17 protein-coding genes are annotated in these 22927 nt (G+C 61.3%); 13 read left to right on the plus strand and 4 right to left on the minus strand.

Annotation, left to right across the window (positions count from 1 at the left end; all coding sequences use genetic code 11):
- The first annotated feature begins 28 nt into the window (after window positions 1–28).
- From MJQ68_RS13090 to MJQ68_RS13105, 4 genes are read left to right on the plus strand one after another with little or no spacing between them, the layout of a single operon-like run.
- Window positions 29–949, plus strand: a complete 921-nt coding sequence (locus MJQ68_RS13090) for a hypothetical protein (protein ID WP_238751570.1) — start codon at window positions 29–31, stop codon at window positions 947–949.
- 45 nt (window positions 950–994) lie between these two features.
- The gene (locus MJQ68_RS13095) at window positions 995–1744 is read left to right on the plus strand and encodes a phosphatase PAP2 family protein (protein ID WP_238751571.1); all 750 of its coding nucleotides are present in this window, start codon (window positions 995–997) and stop codon (window positions 1742–1744) included.
- A gap of 25 nt (window positions 1745–1769) precedes the next feature.
- Window positions 1770–2681, plus strand: coding sequence for a DnaJ C-terminal domain-containing protein (locus MJQ68_RS13100; RefSeq protein WP_238751572.1), 912 nt, complete (start codon window positions 1770–1772; stop codon window positions 2679–2681).
- Between the two features lie 17 nt (window positions 2682–2698).
- Window positions 2699–2971: a chaperone modulator CbpM gene (locus MJQ68_RS13105; protein ID WP_238751573.1), complete on the plus strand. Its 273-nt coding sequence runs from the start codon at window positions 2699–2701 to the stop codon at window positions 2969–2971.
- A gap of 18 nt (window positions 2972–2989) precedes the next feature.
- On the opposite strand, the gene MJQ68_RS13110 is transcribed toward MJQ68_RS13105, so the two are convergent.
- Complete coding sequence (locus MJQ68_RS13110) at window positions 2990–3826, minus strand: O-methyltransferase (RefSeq protein WP_238751574.1); 837 nt, start codon at window positions 3824–3826, stop codon at window positions 2990–2992.
- A 78-nt stretch (window positions 3827–3904) separates the two neighbouring features.
- On the opposite strand from MJQ68_RS13110, the gene MJQ68_RS13115 reads away from it, so the two are divergent.
- From MJQ68_RS13115 to MJQ68_RS13135, 5 genes are all read left to right on the plus strand, one after another.
- Window positions 3905–4408 (plus strand): GreA/GreB family elongation factor, encoded by a 504-nt coding sequence (locus tag MJQ68_RS13115; RefSeq protein ID WP_238751575.1) that lies wholly within the window; start codon window positions 3905–3907, stop codon window positions 4406–4408.
- A gap of 45 nt (window positions 4409–4453) precedes the next feature.
- A complete protein-coding gene (locus MJQ68_RS13120) occupies window positions 4454–6238 on the plus strand; it encodes a DUF885 domain-containing protein (RefSeq protein ID WP_238751576.1) in 1785 nt (594 codons plus the stop codon).
- A gap of 601 nt (window positions 6239–6839) precedes the next feature.
- Window positions 6840–7349: a DUF6155 family protein gene (locus MJQ68_RS13125; protein ID WP_238751577.1), complete on the plus strand. Its 510-nt coding sequence runs from the start codon at window positions 6840–6842 to the stop codon at window positions 7347–7349.
- Between the two features lie 178 nt (window positions 7350–7527).
- Complete coding sequence (locus MJQ68_RS13130) at window positions 7528–9051, plus strand: aldehyde dehydrogenase family protein (protein ID WP_238751578.1); 1524 nt, start codon at window positions 7528–7530, stop codon at window positions 9049–9051.
- 1 nt (window position 9052) lies between these two features.
- Complete coding sequence (locus MJQ68_RS13135; protein ID WP_238751579.1) at window positions 9053–9391, plus strand: DUF779 domain-containing protein; 339 nt, start codon at window positions 9053–9055, stop codon at window positions 9389–9391.
- 13 nt (window positions 9392–9404) lie between these two features.
- Here the strand turns inward: MJQ68_RS13135 and ileS are convergent, their stop codons facing one another.
- A complete protein-coding gene (gene ileS, locus MJQ68_RS13140) occupies window positions 9405–12650 on the minus strand; it encodes an isoleucine--tRNA ligase (protein ID WP_238751580.1) in 3246 nt (1081 codons plus the stop codon).
- A 323-nt stretch (window positions 12651–12973) separates the two neighbouring features.
- Entirely contained in the window at window positions 12974–15442 is a 2469-nt protein-coding gene (locus MJQ68_RS13145; protein ID WP_238751581.1) for a helix-turn-helix domain-containing protein, read from the minus strand.
- A gap of 205 nt (window positions 15443–15647) precedes the next feature.
- Here MJQ68_RS13145 and rsgA point away from each other — a divergent pair, with 205 nt between their 5' ends.
- The 3 genes from rsgA to MJQ68_RS13160 are packed head-to-tail and all read left to right on the plus strand — an operon-like array spanning window position 15648 to window position 18580.
- A complete protein-coding gene (gene rsgA, locus MJQ68_RS13150) occupies window positions 15648–16622 on the plus strand; it encodes a ribosome small subunit-dependent GTPase A (protein ID WP_238751582.1) in 975 nt (324 codons plus the stop codon).
- Window positions 16623–16677: 55 nt separating this feature from the next.
- On the plus strand, window positions 16678–17640 hold the full coding sequence (locus MJQ68_RS13155) for a Fic family protein (protein ID WP_238751583.1): 963 nt from the start codon (window positions 16678–16680) through the stop codon (window positions 17638–17640).
- A gap of 16 nt (window positions 17641–17656) precedes the next feature.
- A complete protein-coding gene (locus MJQ68_RS13160; RefSeq protein WP_238751584.1) occupies window positions 17657–18580 on the plus strand; it encodes a class I SAM-dependent methyltransferase in 924 nt (307 codons plus the stop codon).
- Here the strand turns inward: MJQ68_RS13160 and MJQ68_RS13165 are convergent.
- Window positions 18577–20529, minus strand: coding sequence for a Na+/H+ antiporter NhaC family protein (locus MJQ68_RS13165; RefSeq protein WP_238751585.1), 1953 nt, complete (start codon window positions 20527–20529; stop codon window positions 18577–18579). The two genes, MJQ68_RS13160 and MJQ68_RS13165, sit on opposite strands and share 4 nt — an antisense overlap.
- Window positions 20530–20667: 138 nt before the next feature.
- Here MJQ68_RS13165 and MJQ68_RS13170 point away from each other — a divergent pair, with 138 nt between their 5' ends.
- Window positions 20668–22899, plus strand: a complete 2232-nt coding sequence (locus tag MJQ68_RS13170) for a T9SS type A sorting domain-containing protein (protein ID WP_238751586.1) — start codon at window positions 20668–20670, stop codon at window positions 22897–22899.
- Window positions 22900–22927 lie beyond the last annotated feature (28 nt).

The following is a 22927-nucleotide window of genomic DNA, read 5'->3' on the forward strand; positions in this document are numbered from 1 at the left end:
CCACGTGCCGGTCGGCTACCTTTGTGGGATGAGAATCTTGATCGCCCTACTGAGTCTGTGTCTCGCCGCGTGTAGTACCCCTGGCCGCGTCGCGTCACCCGCCCTGGTCCCCCCCACTTCGGTAGCTACGCCCTACACGCTGTTCGGCGGCGAACTACCCGCCTACTGGTACGAGGGCAAGGCCGAATTGAGCACCTACCGCCTGCAGCAGGCACGCTACGGGGAGTTGCGCGACGGACAGGCCGTGCTGATCCAGGTCACCGAAGACTTCCTGACCGACGAGCAGGTCAAGAACGATGCCTACGAAAACCCCAATAGCACCCCGGTACTGAAGACCAATCTCATCCGTCGCTTTACCACCGGCTTGTACGACTACTCGGTCATGAGCTCCGTTTTCACCCCCACCGACGGTACCACCCAGCCCCGTACCCTTAAGGTGACCACCAGTAGCCAGGACTGGTGCGGACAGAGCTTCACCCAGCTCAATTACCGCGGGGAAGAACACTACGCTATGCAACTGCGTAGCTACTTCGAACGGGAGGGCGACGTAGATGAACTGCTGACGTCCGACTTCCTGGAAGATGAGGTGTTCAACCGTATCCGCATTGGCGGCGACCTGCCGACCGGCACCTTTCGGGTGATCCCACCTACCGGCTACCTGCTGATGACCCATCAGCCCTACCGAGCGTACGCAGCGCAGGCCAGCACGGATGATCTTCAGGACGGGACACGCTCTTACACCCTCGATTATCCGGAGCTGCAGCGGCAGTTTACCGTGACCTTTGACGCGGCCGCCCCCTACATCATCCGGGGCTGGACCGAGACCTACCCCAGCCGCGGCGAACTGCTCACCACCACCGCTACGCTGGAAGCACAGACCAAACAGGCCTACTGGCAGCTCAATGCGCGCAAGGATGCCCCCCTGCGTAGCGAATTGAACCTGCATTAGCACAAAGGCGGGAGCCGGCGGTTGTGCTAGCTACAAGGCCCCTCTATGTACCGTCTGCTTACCCTGCTTACGCTTGTTTTTTCATTCCTGTTTTCCGCCCTGCTGCCCGCCCAGGGCCTCACGGTCCAGCCCTACGACCCCAGCAATGCGACTAATGCGATCCTGCTCGGTCTGGGTGGGGCACTGACGACGACCTCCATCATGCTCGACCGGCGGGTAAGCCCGCTCACGGAAGACGACGTCGCCATCCTGGAGATCGACCGCATCCCGGCCATCGACCGTTTTAGCCTGCGCAACCTGTCGCTGAGCGCCGACGAGTTCACCGATAAGCTGCTGCTGGCCAGCTTCGCCAGTCCCTTCTTCCTGCTGCTCGACCGGCCCGGCCGACAAAACTTCGACCGCATGGCCCTGATCGTCTTCCAGGGGGCCATGATCAACTCCGGACTCATCAACCTGACAAAAGTGCTGGTCCGGCGCCCCCGCCCCTATACCTATAATTCGGATGCCCCACTCGATACCAAGCTCAAGAAATCGAGCCGCTACTCCTTCTTTAGTGGGCACAGCGCTACCACGGCCTACTTTGCCTTCACGAGTGCCAAGCTCTACAACGATCTGTACCCCAACAGCAACGCCCGACCGTACGTCTGGCTCGGGGCGGCCCTGCTGCCGGCCGCGGTCAGCTACGGACGCATGAAGGCCGGCCGCCATTTTTTCACCGACGTACTGGTGGGTACGGCCGTCGGCACGATCATTGCACTGACGGTACCGAGCCTCCACAAGACCGGCGGCGAATAATCAGGACACCCCCCTCCCCCCCGCCATGGCAAAATTCATCGACTACTACAAGACCCTCGGCGTCGATAAGTCCGCCGACGATAAGCAGCTCAAAAAGGCGTTCCGCAAACTGGCCCGTAAGTACCACCCCGACGTGGCCCCCGACGATAAGGACGCGGAGCAGAAGTTCAAGGCCATCAACGAAGCGTACGCCGTGCTGTCCGACCCCGACAAGCGCAAGAAGTACGATAAGTACGGCAAGGACTGGGAGCACGCCGAAGCCTACGAGCAGGCGCGGCAGCAGCAGGGCGGTGGTAACCCCTTCGGCGGACAGTACACCTACTCAAGCGGCGGCCCGGGCGGCGGCGGGGCGGACTTCTCCGACTTCTTCCGCGATATGTTCGGCGGGGCCGCAGGTGCGAATTTCGGTGGCGGCGGCGGGGGCAGACGAGCCTTCCGTGGACGCGACATCGAAGCCGAGCTGCGCGTAGCCATGACCGATATCCTGGAAGACAACAAGCAGGTGCTCACCGTAGGGGGTAAGCAACTCCGCGTCACCATCCCCGCCGGCGTCGCCGATGGGCAGACGCTGCGGCTACGCGGCCAGGGTAACCCCGGGGCCGGCGGCGGACCCGCCGGCGACCTCTACATCACCTTCCGGGTCGATACCCCCTCCGACTACCGGCGCGAGGGTGCCGATCTCTACCGGACGCAGGAGGTAGATCTCTACACCATGCTACTGGGCGGAAAGATCACCGTAGACACGCCTACCGGAGCGGTCAACCTACCCGTAGCCGAAGCTACCGCCAACGGAAAACGGGTACGCTTGAAGGGCAAGGGCCTGCCGAAGTACAAGCAGGGCGGCCACGGCGATCTTTACCTGGATCTCACGGTTAAACTTCCCGAGGCGCTAAGCGCTAATGAAAAAGAAGCCTTCACGAAACTGGCCGGCCGCTAGCCGAAAAATATCCCGCCATGAAGCCTGGAGTAGCCTACATCACCGTACAGCAATTTTGCGCCTTCCACCAGTGCGAAACTGTCATCATCGAGGAGCTGCTGGACCACGGCATCTTCGAAGTGCAGCAACAGAACAGCGAGATCCTGCTCATCCCCGAGCACCAGGTGCCCCGCATCGAACGGGCCCTGCGCCTGCGCAACGACCTGGGCGTGAACGCGCCGGGCATCGACATCATCCTGCGCCTGGTAGAGCGGATCGAACGGCGGTCCGGTGACATAGACGACTTATAGACTCGTACCCGGTTAATTCTAAAAAAATCCCACCCGCCACGGCTTGAACCGGGTAGGAATGAGCGAAAGGTGTGGCCCATTCAGCTCCGGCCGCAAAAAGAGGATGCCGAAGTGGTAGGTGTCTACCGAAGCAGTTACCCGCTCGTGCTGCACCAACTCGCGCCAGGCACGCTCCATACCGGCGGACCAGTGGATGTCTGCCACCACGATCACACTTTCTTCCGTGGCCTGTCGCAGTAAGCAGTCTACGTAGTCTAGCGTCGGCTGGTAGCGGTGATCCCCATCGATAAAGGCCAGCAGGCGGGCGGTTGGCAGGTCGCCGTGCCGCGCCAGCCAGTCGGCGAAGGTGCTTACGCTGGGACGGATGGCCGCAGTAGCGCCGGCCTTACGCAGTGTCTCCGTAGCGAGTGCGGCTACCTGTGCGTTGCCTTCGATGGTATAGAGTGGTGTTCGCGTATCGGCCGCGTGGAGGTAGACGGTGGAGATGCCGGCGTTGGTACCAAACTCGACGATCCGCTCCGGTCGTAGCCACAGCGCCAGGCGGAACAACAGGTGACCGGAGCGCGCCCCGATGGCGTTTGTACGGACCAGACTGGCGGCGGTGCGCTGACTACGGTGGGTAGTGCGGCTGGCGGCTCCGAGTGACTGCAGGGATATCTGCTCCCGCCGCTTGCTCCAGTACCTGCGCAGCGACCGCACCAGATCGAATGCGTGGTACCTGCGGTCATCGGCGTATACCTCACGCACGAAGGCGCTCAGGTGAGGGGAGTGCACGTCGTAGCGGGTGCACGCCGCGGCGTACCAGCGCAGCGCGGCCGTCAGACGAAAGGACCAGTATGTCAGGAAGGAACGCACGGGGGCAATGATACGGCCCGGGCACGCGAAACAAACTACACCCCCGCCTCACTGGTTGGTAAAATTAAACCCAACACTATGTCACGCGGCTTCGTCAAAGAATCAGATCAGGAAGAACTTCCCATTATTCCACCCCGCTCGCCCCTGCCCCCGGGAGAGACGAACTACGTCACCCCCGCCGGTCTGCAGGCCCTGGAGCAGGAGCGCACCGCGCTGGAGGCGGAAAAGGATGCCCTGCCCACCGACAATGAGGAGGAGCGCCGCCGCTCCGCTACCGTGATCGACGGCAAGCTCGCCCTGCTGGCCCAGCGGATCGCCACCGCCCGGGTACTACGGCCCGGTGACCAACCGCAGGACGAGGTCCGCTTCGGCGCCCACGTCAAGCTGAAGCAAGTAGCTACCGGTCGGCTGCAGGAATTTCAGATCGTAGGGGTAGACGAGGCCAACGTCAAGGCCCGCAAGATTAGCTTTACCGCCCCCATCGCCCGGGCCGTCACCGGACTCTACGTAGGCGAGGTGGCCGACTTCCGCCTGGGCAGCGAGGTGCGCAAGCTGGAAGTGGTGGGTATCTCGTATCAGTAGATCGGTACGGCCCTGTCGTACCTTCGCAGCACTAATTTCCACCCGATGCGCGTACTTCTCTGCCTTCTTGCACTTGTTCTACTGGGCTGTCAGTCCGATTCTACCGACCCGTCCCCGGCGGCCGCAGCGGACGATGATGCCACCACCACCTTCCGGCAATTACTGGCCGACTACCAGGAGGGCCGGCTGCAACTCAATCCCCTCGAAGCCACCTTCCTGGGCGACGACCGCTACAACGACCGGCTGCCGAATATGCTGTCGCAGGACTACCGGGAGGAAAGCCGGACCTTCTACCAGGACTATCTCGCCAAGCTGCTACGGACCGACCGTAGTAGCCTGAGCCCTACCGACCAGGTCAGCTACGACGTGCTGAAGTGGGACCTCAACATCGCCCTGCAGGGGGCCGACTTCGCCACCGAACTGCTGCCCCTGGACCAGTTCGACAGCCCCCACCTGATGATCGGACAGCTCGCCAGCGGACAGAGCGCCCAGCCCCTCCGCACGGTCGAGGATTACGAGAACTGGCTGCTCCGCCTGGAGGACTTTGCCGTAATGATGGACACCGCTAGGGTCAACATGCAGCGCGGTCTGGCCCGGGGTTATATGCTGCCCCGCCCCCTGGCCGAAAAGCTCCTGCCCCAGCTGGAAAGTCTGGCCGACGAGCCGCTGGAGGATCACCTGTTCTATAGCCCGGTCGCCATGATGGATAGTCTCGGTGCGGACGATCGGGAACGCCTGACCCAGGACTACAAGCGCATGGTGGGCCAGCGCATCATCCCCCTGTTCGTCGACCTGGCGGCCTACGTACGCAACGAGTACCTGCCGCAGGCCCGCAGCAGTTCCGGCATTGACGCCATTCCGGACGGTGCGGCCTACTACAACTACCTGATCAAGCTGTACACCACTACGGAGATGGGGGCCGACGAGATCCACCAACTGGGTCTGCGCGAAGTAGCCCGCCTGCGCAACGAAATGGAAAGCGTGAAGGCCGAGGTAGGCTTCGACGGGGACCTCAAGGACTTCTTCGACCACGTGCGCAACCGGCAGGAGCTGATGCCCTTCACCGATCCAGAGGAAGTGATTGCCAACTTCGAATCGATTTACACCCGCATGCAGCCGCAGCTTGAGGTCCTGTTCAACAAGGTCCCCAGGACCCCCTTCGAAGTACGGCGCACCGAATCCTTCCGGGAAGCCAGCGCCTCGGCGGAGTACAACCCGGGCAGTCAGGACGGTACCCGGCCGGGCATCTTTTACGTCCCCATCCCCGACGTGGAGGCCTACAATGTGTTCAGCGACGAGGATCTGTTCCTCCACGAAGCTATCCCCGGCCACCACTACCAGATCAGCCTGACGCTCGAGAACGAGGACCTGCCGGCCTTCCGCCGCAACCTTTGGTACTCTGCCTACGGCGAGGGCTGGGCCCTGTACTGCGAGAGCCTGGGCCGCGAGCTAGGGCTCTACGAAGATCCTTATCAGTACTTCGGTATGCTGAGTGCCGAAATGCACCGCGCCATCCGCCTGGTTGTCGATACCGGCCTGCACAGCAAGGGCTGGAGCCGTGAGCGCGCCATCCAGTACAGTCTGGACAATGAGGCGGAAAGCGAAGCCAGCATCGTCTCGGAGATCGAGCGCTATATGGCCATCCCGGGGCAGGCCCTGAGCTACAAAGTTGGCCAGCTCAAGATCCGGGAGCTGCGCGCTCGCGCCGAGGAGCAACTCGGTGACGACTTCGACATCAAAGCCTTTCATGACCTCGTACTGGAAGGCGGCTGTCTGCCCCTGGCCGTACTCGAAACCAAGGTCGACGGCTGGATCCAAGCCGCCAAGTAGGGCGCGGACGCGGGTGCGCACAACGCCCCGGCCGAGGGCTTACAGCCGACCTGTAGATAGGTCGAGGTGTTGCACGCCGAGGCGGTAATGTGAACAGCGCTGCGGGAAAGTTGCCGGGCCTCCACGGCCCGGACGCTCGGGCTGCAAGCCCTCGACCCGGGGAGGCTTCGACTGGGCTGGAGGTAGATAGGTCGAGGCGTTGCACGCCGAGTCGGTAGCATGAACAGCACTGCGGGAAAGTTGCCGGGCCTCCACGGCCCGGACGCTCGGGCTGTAAGCCCTCGACCTGGGGAAGCTGCGATTGGGCTAGTGGTAGGTCGAGGCGTTGCACGCCGAGTCGGGTGGGGCGACCAGCACGGCGTCACAGTTGCCGGGCCTCTACGGCCCGGACACTCGGGCTGTAAGCCCTCGACCTAGGGAGGCTGCGATTGGGCTGGTAGTAGGTCGAGGCGTTGCACGCCGAGTCTGTAGCGCGACCAGCACTGCGGGAAAGGTGCCAGGCCTCCACGGCCCGGACGCTCGGGCTGCAAGCCCTCGACCCGGGGAGGCTTTGGCGGGGCTGGTGGCTGTGACGGCATTTTTGGCGTACTTGCGGGGGAATATGAAACGCGACTTCAATAAGTATCTAGATCACCTGGAGGAGGACGAACTGCGGGCCGAGCTGAAGATGCTCTACGCCCGCTTCCCCGTGCTGCGGGAGTATTACGTCATGGAGCTCACGGACCCGAAGAAGGTGATCGATAAGTATAAGGCTGGGATGCGCAAGGGCTTTTTCCCCACCCGGGGGGGTGGTAAGCGCGGCCGCTCGGTGTCGACGAAGCTCATCAAGCAGTTTGCCGCCGTGTCTATTCACCCCAAGGATTTGATCGAGCTGCACTTCTACCGGGCGGAACTGATGACCGAGTACATCGCCGCCCAGCGCGTAGACAGTGAGACTTTTCACGCCAGCGCGGTCAAGTCCTTCGCGCAGGCCTGCCAACTGGCGGAGCGGGAGGTGCTACTGGACTACTTCGGCGATGGGGCGCGGGCGCTGTGTGCGCTGTTCGACCAATGTAAACGGGTGAAGAACCTCAGTCTGTGGCCCGCTTACCGGGCAGTCTGGTTGGATTGATTGGTAGGATGTCCATATGTATATGCGGAATCGTCATATTATACCGTATAATTTTTGGTTTTACCGGATGTTTTACGTAGATTAGTCAGGTTTTCAGGATCGTAGGCTAATTAGATGTTGCTACAACATTGCACCTGCGTTCCCGCCCATCTAATTATACTAACTACTACCATCGATCATGAGTACAACAGCCACCCGCACTACCGACACCCTAGCCAAACCAAGATTTAAAGACCAGTACGAAAACTACATCGGCGGAGAGTGGACCGCGCCGACGAAGGGAGAATACTTCGACAACGTTTCGCCCGTAGACGGACAGAGTTTCACCCGCATCCCACGCTCGACCAAGGAGGATGTGGATAAGGCCGTGGCCGCCGCCCGCAAGGCCGCCGACCATTGGAATAACACCTCGGCTACCGAGCGCAGCAATATGCTGCTGAAGATCGCCCAGGTGATGGAAGATAACCTGGAGGTGCTGGCCCGCGCCGAGACCTGGGACAATGGAAAGGCCCTGCGCGAAACCCGCGCCGCCGATATGCCGCTGGCCGTCGACCACTTCCGCTACTTCGCCGGGGTGATCCGCGCCGAAGAGGGTGGGGTAGCCGAGCTGAATAGTGATACCGTATCGATGAACGTCTGGGAACCCCTGGGCGTCGTAGGGCAGATCATCCCCTGGAACTTCCCCATTCTAATGGCGGCCTGGAAGCTGGCCCCCGCCCTGGCAGCCGGTAACTGCGTCGTACTCAAGCCCGCCGAGCAGACCCCCGTGGGTATCCTGCTCTTCATGGAGCTCATCGAAGACATCCTTCCGGCTGGCGTGCTAAATATCATTAACGGCTTCGGCGTAGAGGCCGGTAAGCCACTGGCCAGTCACCCGGATATCAATAAGATCGCCTTTACGGGAGAGACCACGACCGGACAGCTGATCATGCAGTACGCCAGTAAGAACATCATCCCCGTGACGCTGGAGCTGGGCGGTAAGAGCCCCAACGTGTTCATGGAATCGGTCATGGAAGCCGACGATGCCTTCTTCGATAAGTGTCTGGAGGGTGCGGCCATGTTTGCCCTCAACCAGGGCGAGGTCTGTACCTGTCCGAGCCGACTGCTGGTGCAGGAGTCGATCTACGACAAGTTCATGGAGCGCTTCATCGAGCGGGTGGAGGCCATCAAGATGGGCCACCCCCTCGACCCCACCACAATGATGGGTGCCCAGGCCAGCAACGACCAGTACGAGAAGATCCTTAAGTACATCAAGATCGGTAAGGATGAGGGCTGTAAGGTGCTCACCGGGGGGGACTCCGCCTTCGTCGACGGACTCGGAGAAGGCTACTACATCCAGCCCACCGTACTGGAGGGCAACAACAAGATGCGGGTGTTCCAGGAGGAGATCTTCGGTCCGGTGCTCTGCGTGACCACCTTCAAGGACGAAGCCGAGGCCATCGAGATCGCCAATGATACGCTCTACGGACTCGGTGCCGGCGTCTGGACGCGCGACGCCCACCAGCTCTACCGCATCCCGCGGGCCATTAAGGCCGGCCGGGTCTGGGTCAACTGCTACCACGACTATCCCGCCCACGCGCCCTTCGGTGGGTATAAGAAGTCGGGTATCGGCCGCGAAAATCACAAGATGATGCTCGACCACTACCGGCAGACCAAGAACATGCTTATCAACTACAGCAAGGAGAAGCTGGGCTTCTTTTAGGATGGCTAAAGTAGACATCACCGATGCCGCCCGCGCGGTCATAGACACCTTACGCACCGAGCACGGCCCCCTCATCTTTCACCAGAGTGGGGGCTGCTGCGACGGTTCGTCCCCCATGTGCTTCCCGGAGGGCGAGCTGTACCTCGACGACACCAACGACGTGCTACTGGGCGAGGTGCACGGCTGCCCGTTCTACATGTCCACCTTTCAGTACGACTACTGGAAGCATACCCACCTCACCCTCGACGTAGTGGAGGGTAGGGGCGCGAGCTTTTCGGCGGAGATCCCCCTGGGCCTCCGCTTCGTCATCGACTCCCGGATTCTCGAAGCCGGCGAGTAGGACCATTGTCCGATCAGGACTTTATGATACGCACGGTAGCCTGCTGCTCGTGAGGTAATTCCAGGAGATCTCCCTCCACGGTATCCCGAATAGCTAGGTCATCGGCCAGGGTCTCTTCCATCAGGTAGTCCCGGTAGGTCTGTACCGCTAGCTGTACCTCCTCCGGGGCGGACAGCGCGATGCGGATGCGGTCGGTCACTTCCAGTCCGGCTTCCTTGCGCATGGTCTGGATGCGGCTCACCAGTTCACGAGCCAGTCCCTCCCGGGCCAGCGCTGGACTTACGTCGATGTCGAGCGCGACGGTCAGGTCGCCGTCCGTGGCGACCTTCCAGCCTGGAATATCCTCAGTGACTACCTCTACTTCTTCCGTAGTGATGGCTACGGGTGTGCCATCCAGGTTGAGCTGGAAGCTGCCGGTCGATTCCAGTTGGGCGATATCGCTTCCGCTCATACCGGCGATGGCCTTCGCGGCCAGCTTCATCTGCTTACCGAGCCGCTTGCCCAGCACCTTGAAGTTGGCCTTCACGGACTTTTTCAGAAAGTCGTCGTCGGTCAGGAACTCTACCGCTTTGATATTGGTCTCGGCACGGATAATGTGGGCTACGTCAGCCACCTGCCGCTGGAACTCCGCGCTCAGGGCGGGCACGAGGATCTTCTGCAGGGGTTGGCGTACGCGCAGCCGTTCGCGCTTGCGCAGACTCAGCACCAGCGAGGAGATGCGCTGTGCGTAGCCCATACGCTGCTCTAGGTCGGGATCGATGCGGGCGGGGTCGGCCGGTGCGAGGAGGGTCAGGTGGACGCTATCCGCCGCGTCAGTCAGGTTGCGGTAGAGCCAGTCGGCGAAGAAGGGGGCTACCGGTGCCATCAGCTGGCTGACGCGGTACAGGCAGGTATGCAGGGTCTGGTAGGCGGCGCGCTTATCGGTGGTCATCTCCCCGCGCCAGAACCGGCGGCGGCACTGCCGGACGTACCAGTTGCTGAGCTCGTCGTTGACAAAGCTGTCGATGGCCCGGATGGCGGGGGTGGCGTCGTAAGCGGTGAATAGCCGGTCTACCTCCTGGGTCAGGCTTTCAAGGCGACTGAGGACCCAGCGGTCGATCTCGGCGAGTTCTTCCGGGGCTACGGCTTCGTCCTGGGTAGCATCGTAATCATCGATGTTAGCGTACAGCGCGAAGAAGCCGTAGGTATTGTACAGGGTGCCGAAAAAGCGACGCTGCACTTCCTTAATGCCGTCCAGGTCGAACTTGAGGTTGTCCCAGGGGTCGCTGTTGCCGATCATGTACCAGCGGGTGGCGTCTGCGCCGAAGGTATCGATGGTAGTGAAGGGATCGACGGCATTGCCCAGGCGCTTGGACATCTTTTTGCCCTCCTTGTCCAGGACCAGTCCGTTAGAGACTACGTTCTTGTAGGCCACCGAATCGAAGACCAGCGTAGCGATGGCGTGCAGCGTATAGAACCAGCCCCGCGTCTGATCTACGCCCTCGGCGATGAAGTCGGCGGGAAAGGAGCGCTCGAACACCTCCTGCTGCTCGAAGGGGTAGTGGAGCTGGGCGTAGGGCATGCTACCGGAGTCGAACCAGACGTCGATCAGATCGAGCTCGCGGCGCAGCTCCTTGCCGTTCTGCCAGAGTACGACCTCGTCGATGTAGGGGCGGTGGAGATCCTGGGGGACTTGCTGGTCCAGTCCGAGTTCCTGGTTGGCAGTCCGAACCAGCTCTTCCAGCTCGGCGATGGAGCCGATGCATACTTCCTCCGTACCGTCTTCGCTGCGCCAGATGGGCAGGGGGATGCCCCAGTAGCGGCTGCGGCTGAGGTTCCAGTCCTGGAGGTTCTCCAGCCACTTGCCGAAGCGGCCCTCGCCGGTACTGGCGGGCTGCCAGTTGATGGTCTTGTTGAGCTCCTGCATCCGCTCCTTGACGGCGCTGGCCTTGATGAACCAGCTGTCGAGGGGGTAGTAGAGCACGGGCTTGTCCGTCCGCCAGCAATGGGGGTAGCTGTGGTTGTACTTGGCTACGTTAAAGGCCAGCCCGGCTTTCTTGAGGTGTACCGCGATATCGATGTTGACGTCGAAGTAGCCCTCTTCGTCCTTATAGTCCTTGACGTAACGGCCGGCGAAGGGACCGGCGTCCTCCGTAAACTTGCCCGTCTTATCGACCAGGGTAAGCGAGCCGATGCCGTTGGCCTTACCGACCATCATATCGTCGGCTCCGAAGCTGGGAGCAGTATGTACGATACCAGTACCTGCGTCGGTGGTCACGAAGTCGCCCGGAATGATCCGAAAGGCATCGCCATCCGTAGGCACCGCACCCGGCAGCAGCTGCTCGTACCGAAGTCCGATCAGCTCCGTGCCCTTGAAGGACTCGCTCTGCTCCACCACTACCGGCTGGTTGTTCCCCCCGAACCACTTCTCTACCAGCGCCTCGGCAAGCACCACCTCGATCGGCGCCTCGGTGTAGGGATTGATCGTCTTCACCCGTACGTAATCGATGTCCGGGCCGACGGTCAGGGCCGTATTACTGGGCAGTGTCCACGGCGTTGTCGTCCAAGCAAGAAGGTATAAGGGCCCAAGCCTATCCTTCCCTTCCTTAACCCCCTTACTCCCTAACCCCTTAACCCCTTGCACCTTAAACATAGCCACCACGGTGGTATCGGTTACGTCCTGGTAGGCGCCGGGCATATTGAGCTCATGGGTGCTCAGGCCGGTGCCGGCGGCGGGGCTGTAGGGTTGGACGGTGTAGCCCTTGTAGATGAGGTCTTTGTCGTAGATCTGCTTGAGGAGCCACCAGACGGACTCCATGTATTCCCGCTCGTAGGTGATGTAGGGGTTCTCCAGGTCGACCCAGTAGCCCATCTTGCGGGTGATGTCGTCCCAGACGTCCTTATAGCGCATGACGGTCTCGCGGCAGGCCTTGTTGTAGTCGTCTACACTGATCTTGGTACCGATGTCCTCCTTGGTGATGCCGAGTTCGGATTCGACCTTGAGCTCGATGGGTAGGCCGTGGGTGTCCCAGCCGCCCTTACGTTCTACGCGCTTGCCCTTCAGGGTCTGGAAGCGGCAGAACATGTCCTTGATGGTGCGGGCCATAACGTGGTGGATGCCCGGCTGTCCGTTGGCGCTGGGGGGACCTTCGTAGAACACGAAGGGGTTATCAGCCGGCCGCTCGTCGACACTGCGCCGGAAGATGTCTTGCTCTGCCCAGAAGGCGAGGATTTCGCGGTCGATAGTGGGGAGGTCGAGGGTCTTATATTCCTGATACATGGCTGGGGGGATGGACTAGCGGGGGCGCAAAAATAGAAAAGCTCCAATGGCCGGTGCCGTTGGAGCTTCGTTGCGGGGGTGACAGCAGCGGTCCTACGGGCACGGGGCCAGCCGGATAATGCTACCGTAAATGAAGAATAGTGGTTTCATCACCCGAATAACGGGTCGGGGTCAGCCATAGTTGCATTTCCAGATCGGGGAGATGTACGTACGGCGTGAGCAAGAGGTAGTAACGCATCCACGAAAAATAAATTTGTGTAGTTGCGTACGGAAGATTACATTTAATGTATCTTAAGCATGCGGTAGCGCAGTATTAATTACTGCTACTTCGTACAAGAACTAGTTTTCATTTGGTTTTTTGGGGTTATTGGGAGGCAACTTGTTGCCTCTTTTTTATTTGGGGGTAGCGAAGCAGCCGCCAGACGAATTTCCTCGTAGCTATACGCCTTGTCGAAGTGCTCGAATACCTCTTTGTAGCCCTCGATCTCCCGGTCGGTCAGGTAGCTGGTGATAACCTCCAGCCGGTCCGGCGCGATCAATTCTTCTACGGCTAGTTCCCCTGTCTTTACCCAGTGTGCGAGGTGGTTGTAAATCGTACCCTCGGTGTAGCCGCGCTGCGTGGCTACCTCAGCTACGGTGAGTCCCCGGCGGAAAGCGTCCAGGCTCTGTTGCTTCGTGCCGGAGGTAGAGACGGTTACACGGTCCGCATCGCAGTACTTTTCAATCAATACCAGGAGCTCGTCGCCGTAGGCTTCACGCGACTTCTCCCCAAAGCCCTCTACCTGTAATATGGCGGCCGCGTCGCGGGGCAGCGTGTCGGCTAATCGGAGCAGCACGGCGTTGTGGAGAATGCGGTAGGCGGCTATGCCCTGATCCTCGGCCGTTTTGGTGCGCCACTTCGCCAGCTCCTGGTACAGGATGGGGTGGCTGCTGGCGCCGGCGGTCGAGCTGGTCTTCTTACCACTACTGCTCTTCGCCCGCTGTTCGAACTCAATGGTAGCGTCGGCGCGCGCCCGCAGGTAGGTATCGGGGTGGAAGCCTTCACCCAGAACGGCAAAGGTGCGCAGTTTGATGAAGCAGGTCAGGGCAGCCTCCCGGAGCCGCTCGGTGATGCTGTCGAAGACCTTGCGGTTGTCGGACATGAAGGGTAGGGCGGCGAGTCGGGTGCAGACTGCCTCGAGCGGCTCCTGAAAGTGGGCACTGGCGTTCCTAAGCCGTTCGCTGAGCTCCGGGTGATCGGCCGGCAGCGTGTCCTGTTTGGCGTAGGCAGTGAGCTGGCGGAGGAAGCCGGTTCCAAGCTTGCCGACCCGTTGATCGAGATCGCTACGTATGGCACGGGCTTCGGCGAGGGCATCCCCCTGCACGGCCGACTCGTGCTCGAACAGTACGCGCTCTAGCCAGCCGAGCTGCCGGTCGGCCTCCCGGAAGTCGAACAGCTCGCGCAGGCAGTTGAGCTGGAACTCCCGCTGGTCACTGCGCAGATCGTCCGGCGTGGGCGCTTCGTCATCGGCGCGGGAGGAGTAGTCCTGGACGACGCGGTCGGTGCGCACGCTGCTGTCGCCGATGCGGCTACGCAGTACGATACCTTCGAAGGTCTTACAGCGGCTGAGGGCCACGTAGACCTGTCCGTGCGCAAAGGCGGCCGCCGCATCGATGATGACCCGTTCGAAGGTCAGTCCCTGACTCTTGTGGATCGTGATGGCCCAGGCCAGGCGCAGGGGGTGCTGCTCGAAGGTGCCGATCACTTCGTCGTTGACCTCCTTGGTCACCTTGTCGAGCTCGTAGGTGCGATTCTCCCAGGCTACGGGCAGGACGGGGATGGGGTCTTCGCCCGGACAGCTCACCTCGATCTCCTGCCCCTCGATCTTGGTGATGCGGCCGATCTTGCCGTTGTAATAGAGCTTTTCCGCCGTGTCGTTCTTGTTGAACATCACCTGTGCCCCGACGCGGAAGCTCAGCGTCTCCTCATTCGGGTACATTGATTCGGGAAACTTGCCGGATATGGTGGCAGCGAAGGTGTGGAGGGGAGTAGTGAGGGTAGCGAGCTGCCGCGCATTGATCTGGTCCGCCGTGCGGTTGTGGGAGCTGAGGGTGATGTAGTCTTCGGAGGCCGGCGGCTGGAATTCAGGCCCCCGATAGCGGGAGTTGAGCTGCTGCAGACTGGCTGCGTCTAGCCGATCGTTGCGCACCTGGTTGAGCAGGTCGATGAAGTCGGCGTCGGACTGCCGGTAAATGTGCTGCAACTGAATGGTGCGTACACCGGCCTCGGCCAGGGCCTTGCTGCCGAAGAAGTAGGCGGTCTGGTAATCATCCCGCAGCTGGTTCCACTCGTTATCGCGCACCACGGGTGGTAGCTGGTGGAGGTCGCCGATCATTAGGAGTTGTACGCCGCCGAAGGGCCGCTCGCTGCGGCGGTACTTGCGCAATACGGCACTGATGGCATCCAGTACATCGACCCGCACCATACTGATCTCATCGATCACCAACAGATCGAGGCTGCGGAGCACGTCGGCCTTCTGCCGACTGAGCCGGTGGGTGCGCAGATCGGCCTGTAGTCGGTCGGGGGTAAGGACCCCGAAGGGGAGCTGAAACTGACTGTGGATGGTCACCCCCTTCGCATTGATGGCCGCCACCCCCGTGGGAGCTACTACGACCATGCGCTTGAGTACCTCGCGGCGGATACGGTGCAGGAAGGTGGTCTTGCCCGTGCCGGCCTTTCCGGTCAGAAATACGTGGCGGTCGGTCTGACTGACAAACTGGTAGGCGAGGTCGAGTTCGGGGTTGGTGGACATAGGGGAAGGCAAATACGTTTGAGCTGCAAGTACGGGACGGATGCCTCAGCTAGCAGTAGATTAAACGAATACTTGCGATTAAATACGTTTACAGCTGCTTACGAACTGACTTTCTTTCGCACCTGCGGCCCCGCCCCCCCGTTCCACCCATCACCCCTACGACGCCCGCCTTAACTCCCTAACCCCTTAACCCCCCTTACCCCCCATGCTAGAAGGTACCGTGATAAAATCGACCGGCAGCTGGTACAACGTGCTGCTGGATGAGGAGACGCCCGACGGGGCTACCACCCTTCGCTGCCGCGTGGCGGGTAAGTTCCGGCTCAACGAGCTGAACCTCACCAACCCCATCGCGGTGGGCGACCGGGTGAGCGTGGAGGTGGATATTCTGAACGATGCGGAGACCGGGGCCATCCGTGGGATCGCGGACCGGACGAACTACGTCGTACGCCAGAGTCCCCGCCGCAAGCACGACCTGCACCTGATCGCCAGCAATGTGGACCAGGCGGTGCTCATCACCACCATCATCGATCCGGGCGTGAAACTGGGCTTTATCGACCGCTTCCTGCTGATGACCGAGCCCTTCGGCATACCCACGGTGATCGTGGTGAATAAGGCTGACCTATACGAAGAGGAGGAGCTGGAGACCTATCAGGTGGTCCATGACCTGTATACCGACATCGGCTACACCGTGCTGCTCGTGAGTGCTACCAGCGGACAGGGCATCGAGGAGCTGCGCGAACTACTAAAAAACAAGCGCAACCTGCTGAGCGGACAGAGCGGGGTAGGCAAGAGTACCCTAGTTAACGCCGTCGAGCCCGGACTAGACCTACGCACCGGCGAGCTATCCGGCTATACGGGTAAGGGGCAGCACACCACCACCTTTGCCGAGCTGTTCCAGCTGAGCTTCGGTGGAGAACTGATCGACACGCCGGGCATCAAGACGCTGGGCTTCAACTACTTCAAGCCGCAGGACGTGGCACATAACTTCCGCGAGATCTTTGCGCTGAGCGAGGCGTGTCGCTTCGGGGGCTCCTGTCTGCACAAGGACGAGCCCGGCTGCGCGGTCAAGGAATCGGTCGAGGAGGGCGACGATCGGGTGACGGACCTGCGCTACTACTCTTACCTACAGCTGCTGGAGGAGGTGTCGGCGCAAAATTACTGGGAGCGGCGGAAGGTGTAGCGCGTAATTGGACCTTAGGTTTCACTACCTTGTGATCTAATCATATGATTAGATCATGCCCTACAAACCGCCTTATGCTATCACCGCTGAGATCCAGTTTGCGCTGGGTGAGGTGATTCGTTTGATTGGTCAGTTGGAAGGCTACCAACTGCTAGCGGGAAACCTTCAGTTGCGTCGTCAGAATAAGATTAAATCGCTCCATTCAAGTTTAGCGATCGAGGGCAATAGACTTAGTCAGGAACAGGTAACCGCCATTTTGGAGGGTAAGCCGGTGATCGGTCCACCCAGGGACATCCAGGAAGTGAAAAATGCCATTTCAGTGTACGATAGTGTTGGTAACCTGTTGTCTGGTCAGGAAGATGATCTGCTGAGCGCGCACGGTACATTAATGCAGGCCCTGATCGATGACGCAGGCAGGTACCGCAACAGCGGAGTCGGTGTAGTGGACGGCGATCGAGTAATTCATATCGCTCCACCGGCTCGCCAGGTACCCCGACTGATGGGGGATCTGTTTGACTATCTAGTGAACTATCAGGAGGATACTGTAGTCAAAAGCTGCGTTTTTCATTATGAATTCGAATTCATTCACCCTTTCTCTGACGGCAACGGCCGTATGGGACGGCTGTGGCAAACAGTTATCTTGAAGGAGCGGTATCCCGTATTACAGTACGTACCTCTAGAAAATATTGTACACAGTAGGCAGCAAGACTATTACGATGCCCTCCGTCACAGTCAGTCGGTGGGGAATTCAAACCCGTTCATAATCTATATGCTTGCCGCCATGCGTACCGCGCTGGAGGAGCAACTACAGGAGGCCAATATTCAGCATTCGCCGTCCGATCGGCTTTCTGCCTTCCGGGAGCACTTCGGCACCCGTCCCTTCGTTCGCAAGGACTACCAGCACTATCATAAGAATATCTCACCCGCCACGGCCACTCGCGATCTACGTAGTGGAGTAGACAACGGCCGCTTAACTAAGTCGGGTGGACATGCCGACGCCAGCTATCAATTTGCCTAACCCCCTACCCCCTCCCATGGCCAAGTGGATCCTAAAAGCCGCCGTACAAAAGGGCATCTCCTACCTCCCGTACAAGGAGCACATCAACTTCGTGTTACAGAAGTACGTGACGCGCGGCGTACGGCTCACCGATACCCACCTGGAGTATAAGCTGGACGCCGCCCGCGACCACATCCGCTACTACCGCACCTACGGAACCACCCCTGCAGGTCAGGCCACTGTCCTGGAACTCGGCACCGGCTGGTACCCCGTCGTGCCCACGCTGCTCTACCTGGTGGGCTTCCGCAAGATCGTGACCATCGACATCCGCGACTGGACGAGCAAGGCGCGGCAGCTCACGGCTATTCGCAGGATCCTGGGCTACTACGATACCGGCCGCCTGCAGGCGTACACCGGCCCCATCGATCCGGCCCGGCTGGCTAATTTGCGCAACCTGCTCGTGAACGCCGAGGCGCACGACGTAGGAAGCATCCACACGCTCATCCACACCGAGGCCCTGGTCATGGACGCCACCCGGCTCACCTACCCCGAGCAGCACTTCGACTTCATCTGCTCCAACAATACCTTCGAGCACGTCTACACCCCGGTACTGCGCAACATCCTGCGGGAGTTCAAGCGGGTACTGAAGCCGGACGGCGTAATGAGCCACTTCATCGACCTGAGCGACCACTTCGCCCACCTGGACGGCAGCATCACGATCTACAATTTCCTACGCTTCACCGAGCAGCAGTGGGCCGCGATCGACAATACGATCCAGCCCCAGAACCGCCTGCGGTGGCGCGATTACGTGGCCATGTACCAGGAGCTCGGCATCCCCATCCGGGAAGAGGACTACCTGGGCGGGGACGCAGGTGCACTGCAAACCGTGCCGCTGGCGGAGCAGTACGCCGGCTACTCTGCGGAAGAGCTGGCGATCAGTCACGGGTCGATCGTTAGCTAGTCATCCATTTCCATCGTACGGCCTACGAACTTCACGACGAAGAATAGCAGGACCAGTCCGCCGGCCATCAGGGAGAGGCAGACCGTCCAGCCCCCGCCGAGCAGGGTGGAGAGAAAACCGCAGGCCATAGCTACGGAGCCCACCGTGAGGGCGTAGGGCAGCTGGGTGCGGACGTGGTCGATGTGGTTGCAGTCAGAGGCCAGGCTACTCAGGATGGTCGTGTCCGAGATCGGGGAGCAGTGATCGCCGAGTACACTGGCGGCCAGGACGGTACTGATCACATTGTACAGTAGGCCTGCCGCCTCGGGTTCATCCCAGCCGGAGAACATCGCGACCGACCATGTGAGCGGAATGGCAATGGGGTAGAGGATGGCCATCGTGCTCCAACTGCTACCGGTAGAAAAGCTCACCAGGGCGGCCAGTACGAAGATGACGGGCTGGATGAAGTACGGATTGAGGGCGCTGCCGAGCAGCTCGACCAGGAAGGTGGCGGTGTGGAGTTCTTCGGTGGTCAGTGCCAGGGCCCAGGCCAGGGTGAGGATCATCACGGCCGAGAACATGGCCTTGAAGCCGGCGGTGAGCGAGCCGATGGTCTGCTCGATGTTCATGATGCGCTGGCCTACGGTGAGCGCGATGGCTACGAGTACGCCGCTCATACTGGCCCAGAGGAGGGCGACGTAGCTGTCGGCCGCGCCGATAGTGAGTCCGAGTTTGCCGAAGAAGTTGCCGTCGAGGGCTCCCCAGACTGCGCCCCAATCGTTGGTGCTCATCGGCACGTCCATGTTGCCGGCCAGGGATTCCAGACCGGTATTGAGCAGACCGATGATCGTCATGAGGATCACTACCGCTACGGGGATGGCGGCGTTGCGCGCGCGCAGGGGGGCACCGGGCACTGGGTCGAGGTCTTCCTGCTCGCTCACCGCCGCCTCGTTGGCGCTGATGGCCTTGACCTGTCCGGTGGTGCGGGCACGGTCTTCGGCGCGCCACATGGGGCCGTAGTCCTTGCGCTGAAAGATCAGGAACAGAATGAAGGCCAGGGTGAGTACCGGGTAATAACTGTACTTCAGCGACTCGATGAAGATCGCATAGGGCGTAGTACCGGCGAAGTGCTCGACCTGCTCGATGCCGTCGCCGATGTAGCCCAGCTCGGCCCCGATCCAGGTAGTGATGAAGGCCACCGAGGCGACGGGGGCCGCGGTAGAATCTACGATGTAGGCCAGCTTCTCGCGGCTGATGCGGAAGCGGTCCGTGACCGAGCGCATGGTGTTGCCCACGATCAGGGTGTTGGCGTAATCGTCGAAGAAGATGGCCACGCCCAGCAGCCAGGTGACGAACTGTCCGCGGCGGGGATTGGTGGCGTACTTGGTCATGCGGTGCACCACGCCGGCCATACCCCCGTTGCGACTGATGATGGCCACCATGCCGCCGATCATCAGACTGAACACCAGCACGCTCAGGTGGCCGGCGTCGTTGAGGGAGTTGATGATGTAAGTGTCGATGGTGGTGAGCAGCGACTTGATCACCCCCAGGAAGAACTCGAAGCGGAAGCCGCCAGCGATGAAGGCCCCCACCCAGATACCAGCAAAGAGCGAGATGATGACCTCCTTGAAGAGCAACGCCAGTCCGATGGCGATCAGCGGCGGTAGGATGGATAGCCACAGCGGCACGTAGCGCAGCCGGTCCGGCCCCGGATTCTTGCTCAGGTGGTAGAGCTCGGTCTTTCCGCCAGACTGAATAAGCTGCATCCCCGGCTCGACGGCCAGCAGTAATCCGCCATCGGCCGGGCTAGGCGTAACCGCATCGCCGTTGATCATGAACTGCGCACCGGCGTCCGCGCCCTGGATCAGTAGGCCGGTTTCCGTTGCCTGTACGCTGCCGTACTGGGCGTGACCGAGGGTGGTAAGGAGCAGCAGGACAAACAGAAGGAGCGAGCGGGTGGGGGGGGGCATACGACGAGCTTGGCCGGACAAGATACACTACGCCACGAAGCGCGGCGCAGGCGGGTGGGCGTCCGCCCGCCGATAAAGCGGTCCGGTGGGGCAAACTTTAGGGGGCAGCTAGCGTAGATTACAGCAGCCCTACTCCTTATGATGCGTCGTTCCCTCTGTCTGCTATTCCTCTTCGGTACTCTGAGTGCTACGGCGCAGCTGGGCCTGCAACCACAGTTGCCGGAGGTGCGCGATGACCAGGGCGGGCTGCTCCCCCAGGCCTGGCTCGGCGGACTCAACGCCCCCCAGTACAGCGCGGCCGATCTGGACGGCGATGGGTTGGGGGATCTGGTCCTGTTCGACCGGGCGGGCGACGCCCTGCTGGCCCTGCGGGGCGACGGCGAGGGAAACTACGAGCCGGCCCCCGAGCTCCTGGCCGGTTTCCCTGACGACCTATCCTACTGGATCCTGCTGCGCGATTACGATGCCGATGGCGTGCAGGACCTATTTGCCTATTCCGGCGCCTTTGGCGGCTTTCAGGTCTACCGCGGCAGCCGGGCGGCGGACGGACTACTGATCTACCCCGCACAGCCCACTTATGCCGGACTGAGCTACCCACTGGGCAATGCCCTCACCCCCATCTTCGTCACCAACCTCGACTACCCCGCCGTAGACGATGTGGACGGCGACGGCGACCTGGATATCCTCACCTTCAGCGTGGGCGGCGGCTACCTGGAGTACTACCAGAACCAGAGCGTGGAGCGTGGCTTTGGGACCGACACCCTGCTGTACACCCTGGCCAGCGAGTGCTTTGGTGGCTTTTTCGAGAGCGGACTTACGCCGGAGCTGACCCTATCCGACTCCCCCAATGCCTGCGCCCGCAGCGTACGGGGCGGCGGAAGCACGGTCGAGCGCCGCCACGCCGGCTCCACTACGCTGAGTATCGACCTGACCGGCAATGGGCTCAAGGATGTCATGCTCGGCGACATATCCTTCGAGTACATCGTGCTGGGGCGCAATACCGGGACGCGGCAACTGGCCCACGTGACCAGTCAGGACGACACCTGGCCCACCGGCGGCACCCCCGTCGAAGTAGACTTCTTCCCCGCTATCTTCCACGTCGATATCGATCAGGACGGGGTGAGGGATCTCATTGCCAGTCCCAGCCAGACCCTCAATGCCGAGAACATAGACGTAGGCTGGTACTACCGGAATACGGGAACGGAGGCCCGGCCCGACTTCGTGTTTCAGGACAGCCAGCAGTTTGTCCGCCAGTCCATCGACTACGGCAGCAACAGTGCGCCGGCCGCCTTCGACGCTGACGCCGACGGTCGGCCCGATCTCGTAGTAGGCAACGGAGAGGAATACGTTGACGGCCTCACCCTACGCAGTCAGCTGCGGCTGATCCGCAACGTGACCGAACCCGGCGGCCCGGCGGCCTTCGTTACGGCGGACGAGGACTACCTCGGCCTGAGCCGGTTCAACAACGTCACCTCCGCCTTCGCTCCTGCCTTCGGTGACCTCGACAGCGACGGCGACCTAGACGCCATGGTCGGCGAGCGGGGTGGCCGGCTGATCTACCTGGAGAACACCGCCGGCCCGGGCCGGCCCGCCACCTTCGCCGAGCCCGTATTCGGCTATATGGACCTCGACGCCGGCCAGCTCAGCAAACCTACCCTGGCCGACCTCGACCGCGACGGCCTCACCGACCTGATCGTGGGCGGCTTCGACGGCCGCATCCGCTTCTACCGCAACCTGGGCACGGCCGGTGCCCCCCGCTTCGACGCATTTTTCGCTACCCCCGGCAACGTGGAGCAACTCGGCGGCATCAACACCAATACACCAGGCTCGAGCAGCGGCCACCCCGCTCCGCAGGTAGTCACCTACGCCGACCGCTTCGTCCTACTCACCGGCAACCGCGCCGGCACGCTGGAGGCCTACACCTTTACGGACTATACCCAAGCCTTCACCCCCCTCAGCCGCACTGTCGACGGCCTCGATCTAGGCGCCTTCTCCACCCCCGCCACGGCCGATTTTGACGGCGACGGGCTCCTCGACCTCGTCTTCGGCAACCAGCGCGGCGGCCTGAGCTACTACACTTCCGAGCTGGCTGCCGAGCAGTCTACCGGCCTATTCGACCGCCCCGTGCCCGCCTTTTTCTTCGCCCTCTCCCCCAATCCCACCACGGGTACCCTCCAGCTTCGCCACCTGCCGGGGTCGCCGGTGCAATGGATCGAGGTACACAGCGCGATCGGCCAATTCCTATACCGCTTACCCGCCACCAAGCAAACGAGCTTCTCCCTGGATTTAGGTGGATTGGCTTCTGGCATCTACCTCATCCGCGTCACCACCCCCCGGGGCACCGCTAGTCAGAAGGTTCTGCTACGCTAGCTTACCCTGCACCTGCGCTCCCGCCCTG

It is taken from the genome of Neolewinella maritima, assembly GCF_923081025.1.
In the GTDB taxonomy this organism is placed as follows: Bacteria; Bacteroidota; Bacteroidia; order Chitinophagales; family Saprospiraceae; genus Neolewinella; species Neolewinella maritima.

Excerpts from the sequence above, each read along its gene's own strand:
- MJQ68_RS13090 (WP_238751570.1), top strand. The coding sequence starts at position 29 with ATGAGAATCTTGATCGCCCTACTGAGTCTGTGTCTCGCCGCGTGTAGT.
- MJQ68_RS13095 (WP_238751571.1), top strand. The coding sequence starts at position 995 with ATGTACCGTCTGCTTACCCTGCTTACGCTTGTTTTTTCATTCCTGTTT.
- MJQ68_RS13100 (WP_238751572.1), top strand. The coding sequence starts at position 1,770 with ATGGCAAAATTCATCGACTACTACAAGACCCTCGGCGTCGATAAGTCC.
- MJQ68_RS13105 (WP_238751573.1), top strand. The coding sequence starts at position 2,699 with ATGAAGCCTGGAGTAGCCTACATCACCGTACAGCAATTTTGCGCCTTC.
- MJQ68_RS13115 (WP_238751575.1), top strand. The coding sequence starts at position 3,905 with ATGTCACGCGGCTTCGTCAAAGAATCAGATCAGGAAGAACTTCCCATT.
- MJQ68_RS13120 (WP_238751576.1), top strand. The coding sequence starts at position 4,454 with ATGCGCGTACTTCTCTGCCTTCTTGCACTTGTTCTACTGGGCTGTCAG.
- MJQ68_RS13125 (WP_238751577.1), top strand. The coding sequence starts at position 6,840 with ATGAAACGCGACTTCAATAAGTATCTAGATCACCTGGAGGAGGACGAA.
- MJQ68_RS13130 (WP_238751578.1), top strand. The coding sequence starts at position 7,528 with ATGAGTACAACAGCCACCCGCACTACCGACACCCTAGCCAAACCAAGA.
- MJQ68_RS13135 (WP_238751579.1), top strand. The coding sequence starts at position 9,053 with ATGGCTAAAGTAGACATCACCGATGCCGCCCGCGCGGTCATAGACACC.
- ileS (WP_238751580.1), bottom strand. The coding sequence starts at position 12,650 with ATGTATCAGGAATATAAGACCCTCGACCTCCCCACTATCGACCGCGAA.
- MJQ68_RS13145 (WP_238751581.1), bottom strand. The coding sequence starts at position 15,442 with ATGTCCACCAACCCCGAACTCGACCTCGCCTACCAGTTTGTCAGTCAG.
- rsgA (WP_238751582.1), top strand. The coding sequence starts at position 15,648 with ATGCTAGAAGGTACCGTGATAAAATCGACCGGCAGCTGGTACAACGTG.
- MJQ68_RS13155 (WP_238751583.1), top strand. The coding sequence starts at position 16,678 with ATGCCCTACAAACCGCCTTATGCTATCACCGCTGAGATCCAGTTTGCG.
- MJQ68_RS13160 (WP_238751584.1), top strand. The coding sequence starts at position 17,657 with ATGGCCAAGTGGATCCTAAAAGCCGCCGTACAAAAGGGCATCTCCTAC.
- MJQ68_RS13165 (WP_238751585.1), bottom strand. The coding sequence starts at position 20,529 with ATGCCCCCCCCCACCCGCTCGCTCCTTCTGTTTGTCCTGCTGCTCCTT.
- MJQ68_RS13170 (WP_238751586.1), top strand. The coding sequence starts at position 20,668 with ATGATGCGTCGTTCCCTCTGTCTGCTATTCCTCTTCGGTACTCTGAGT.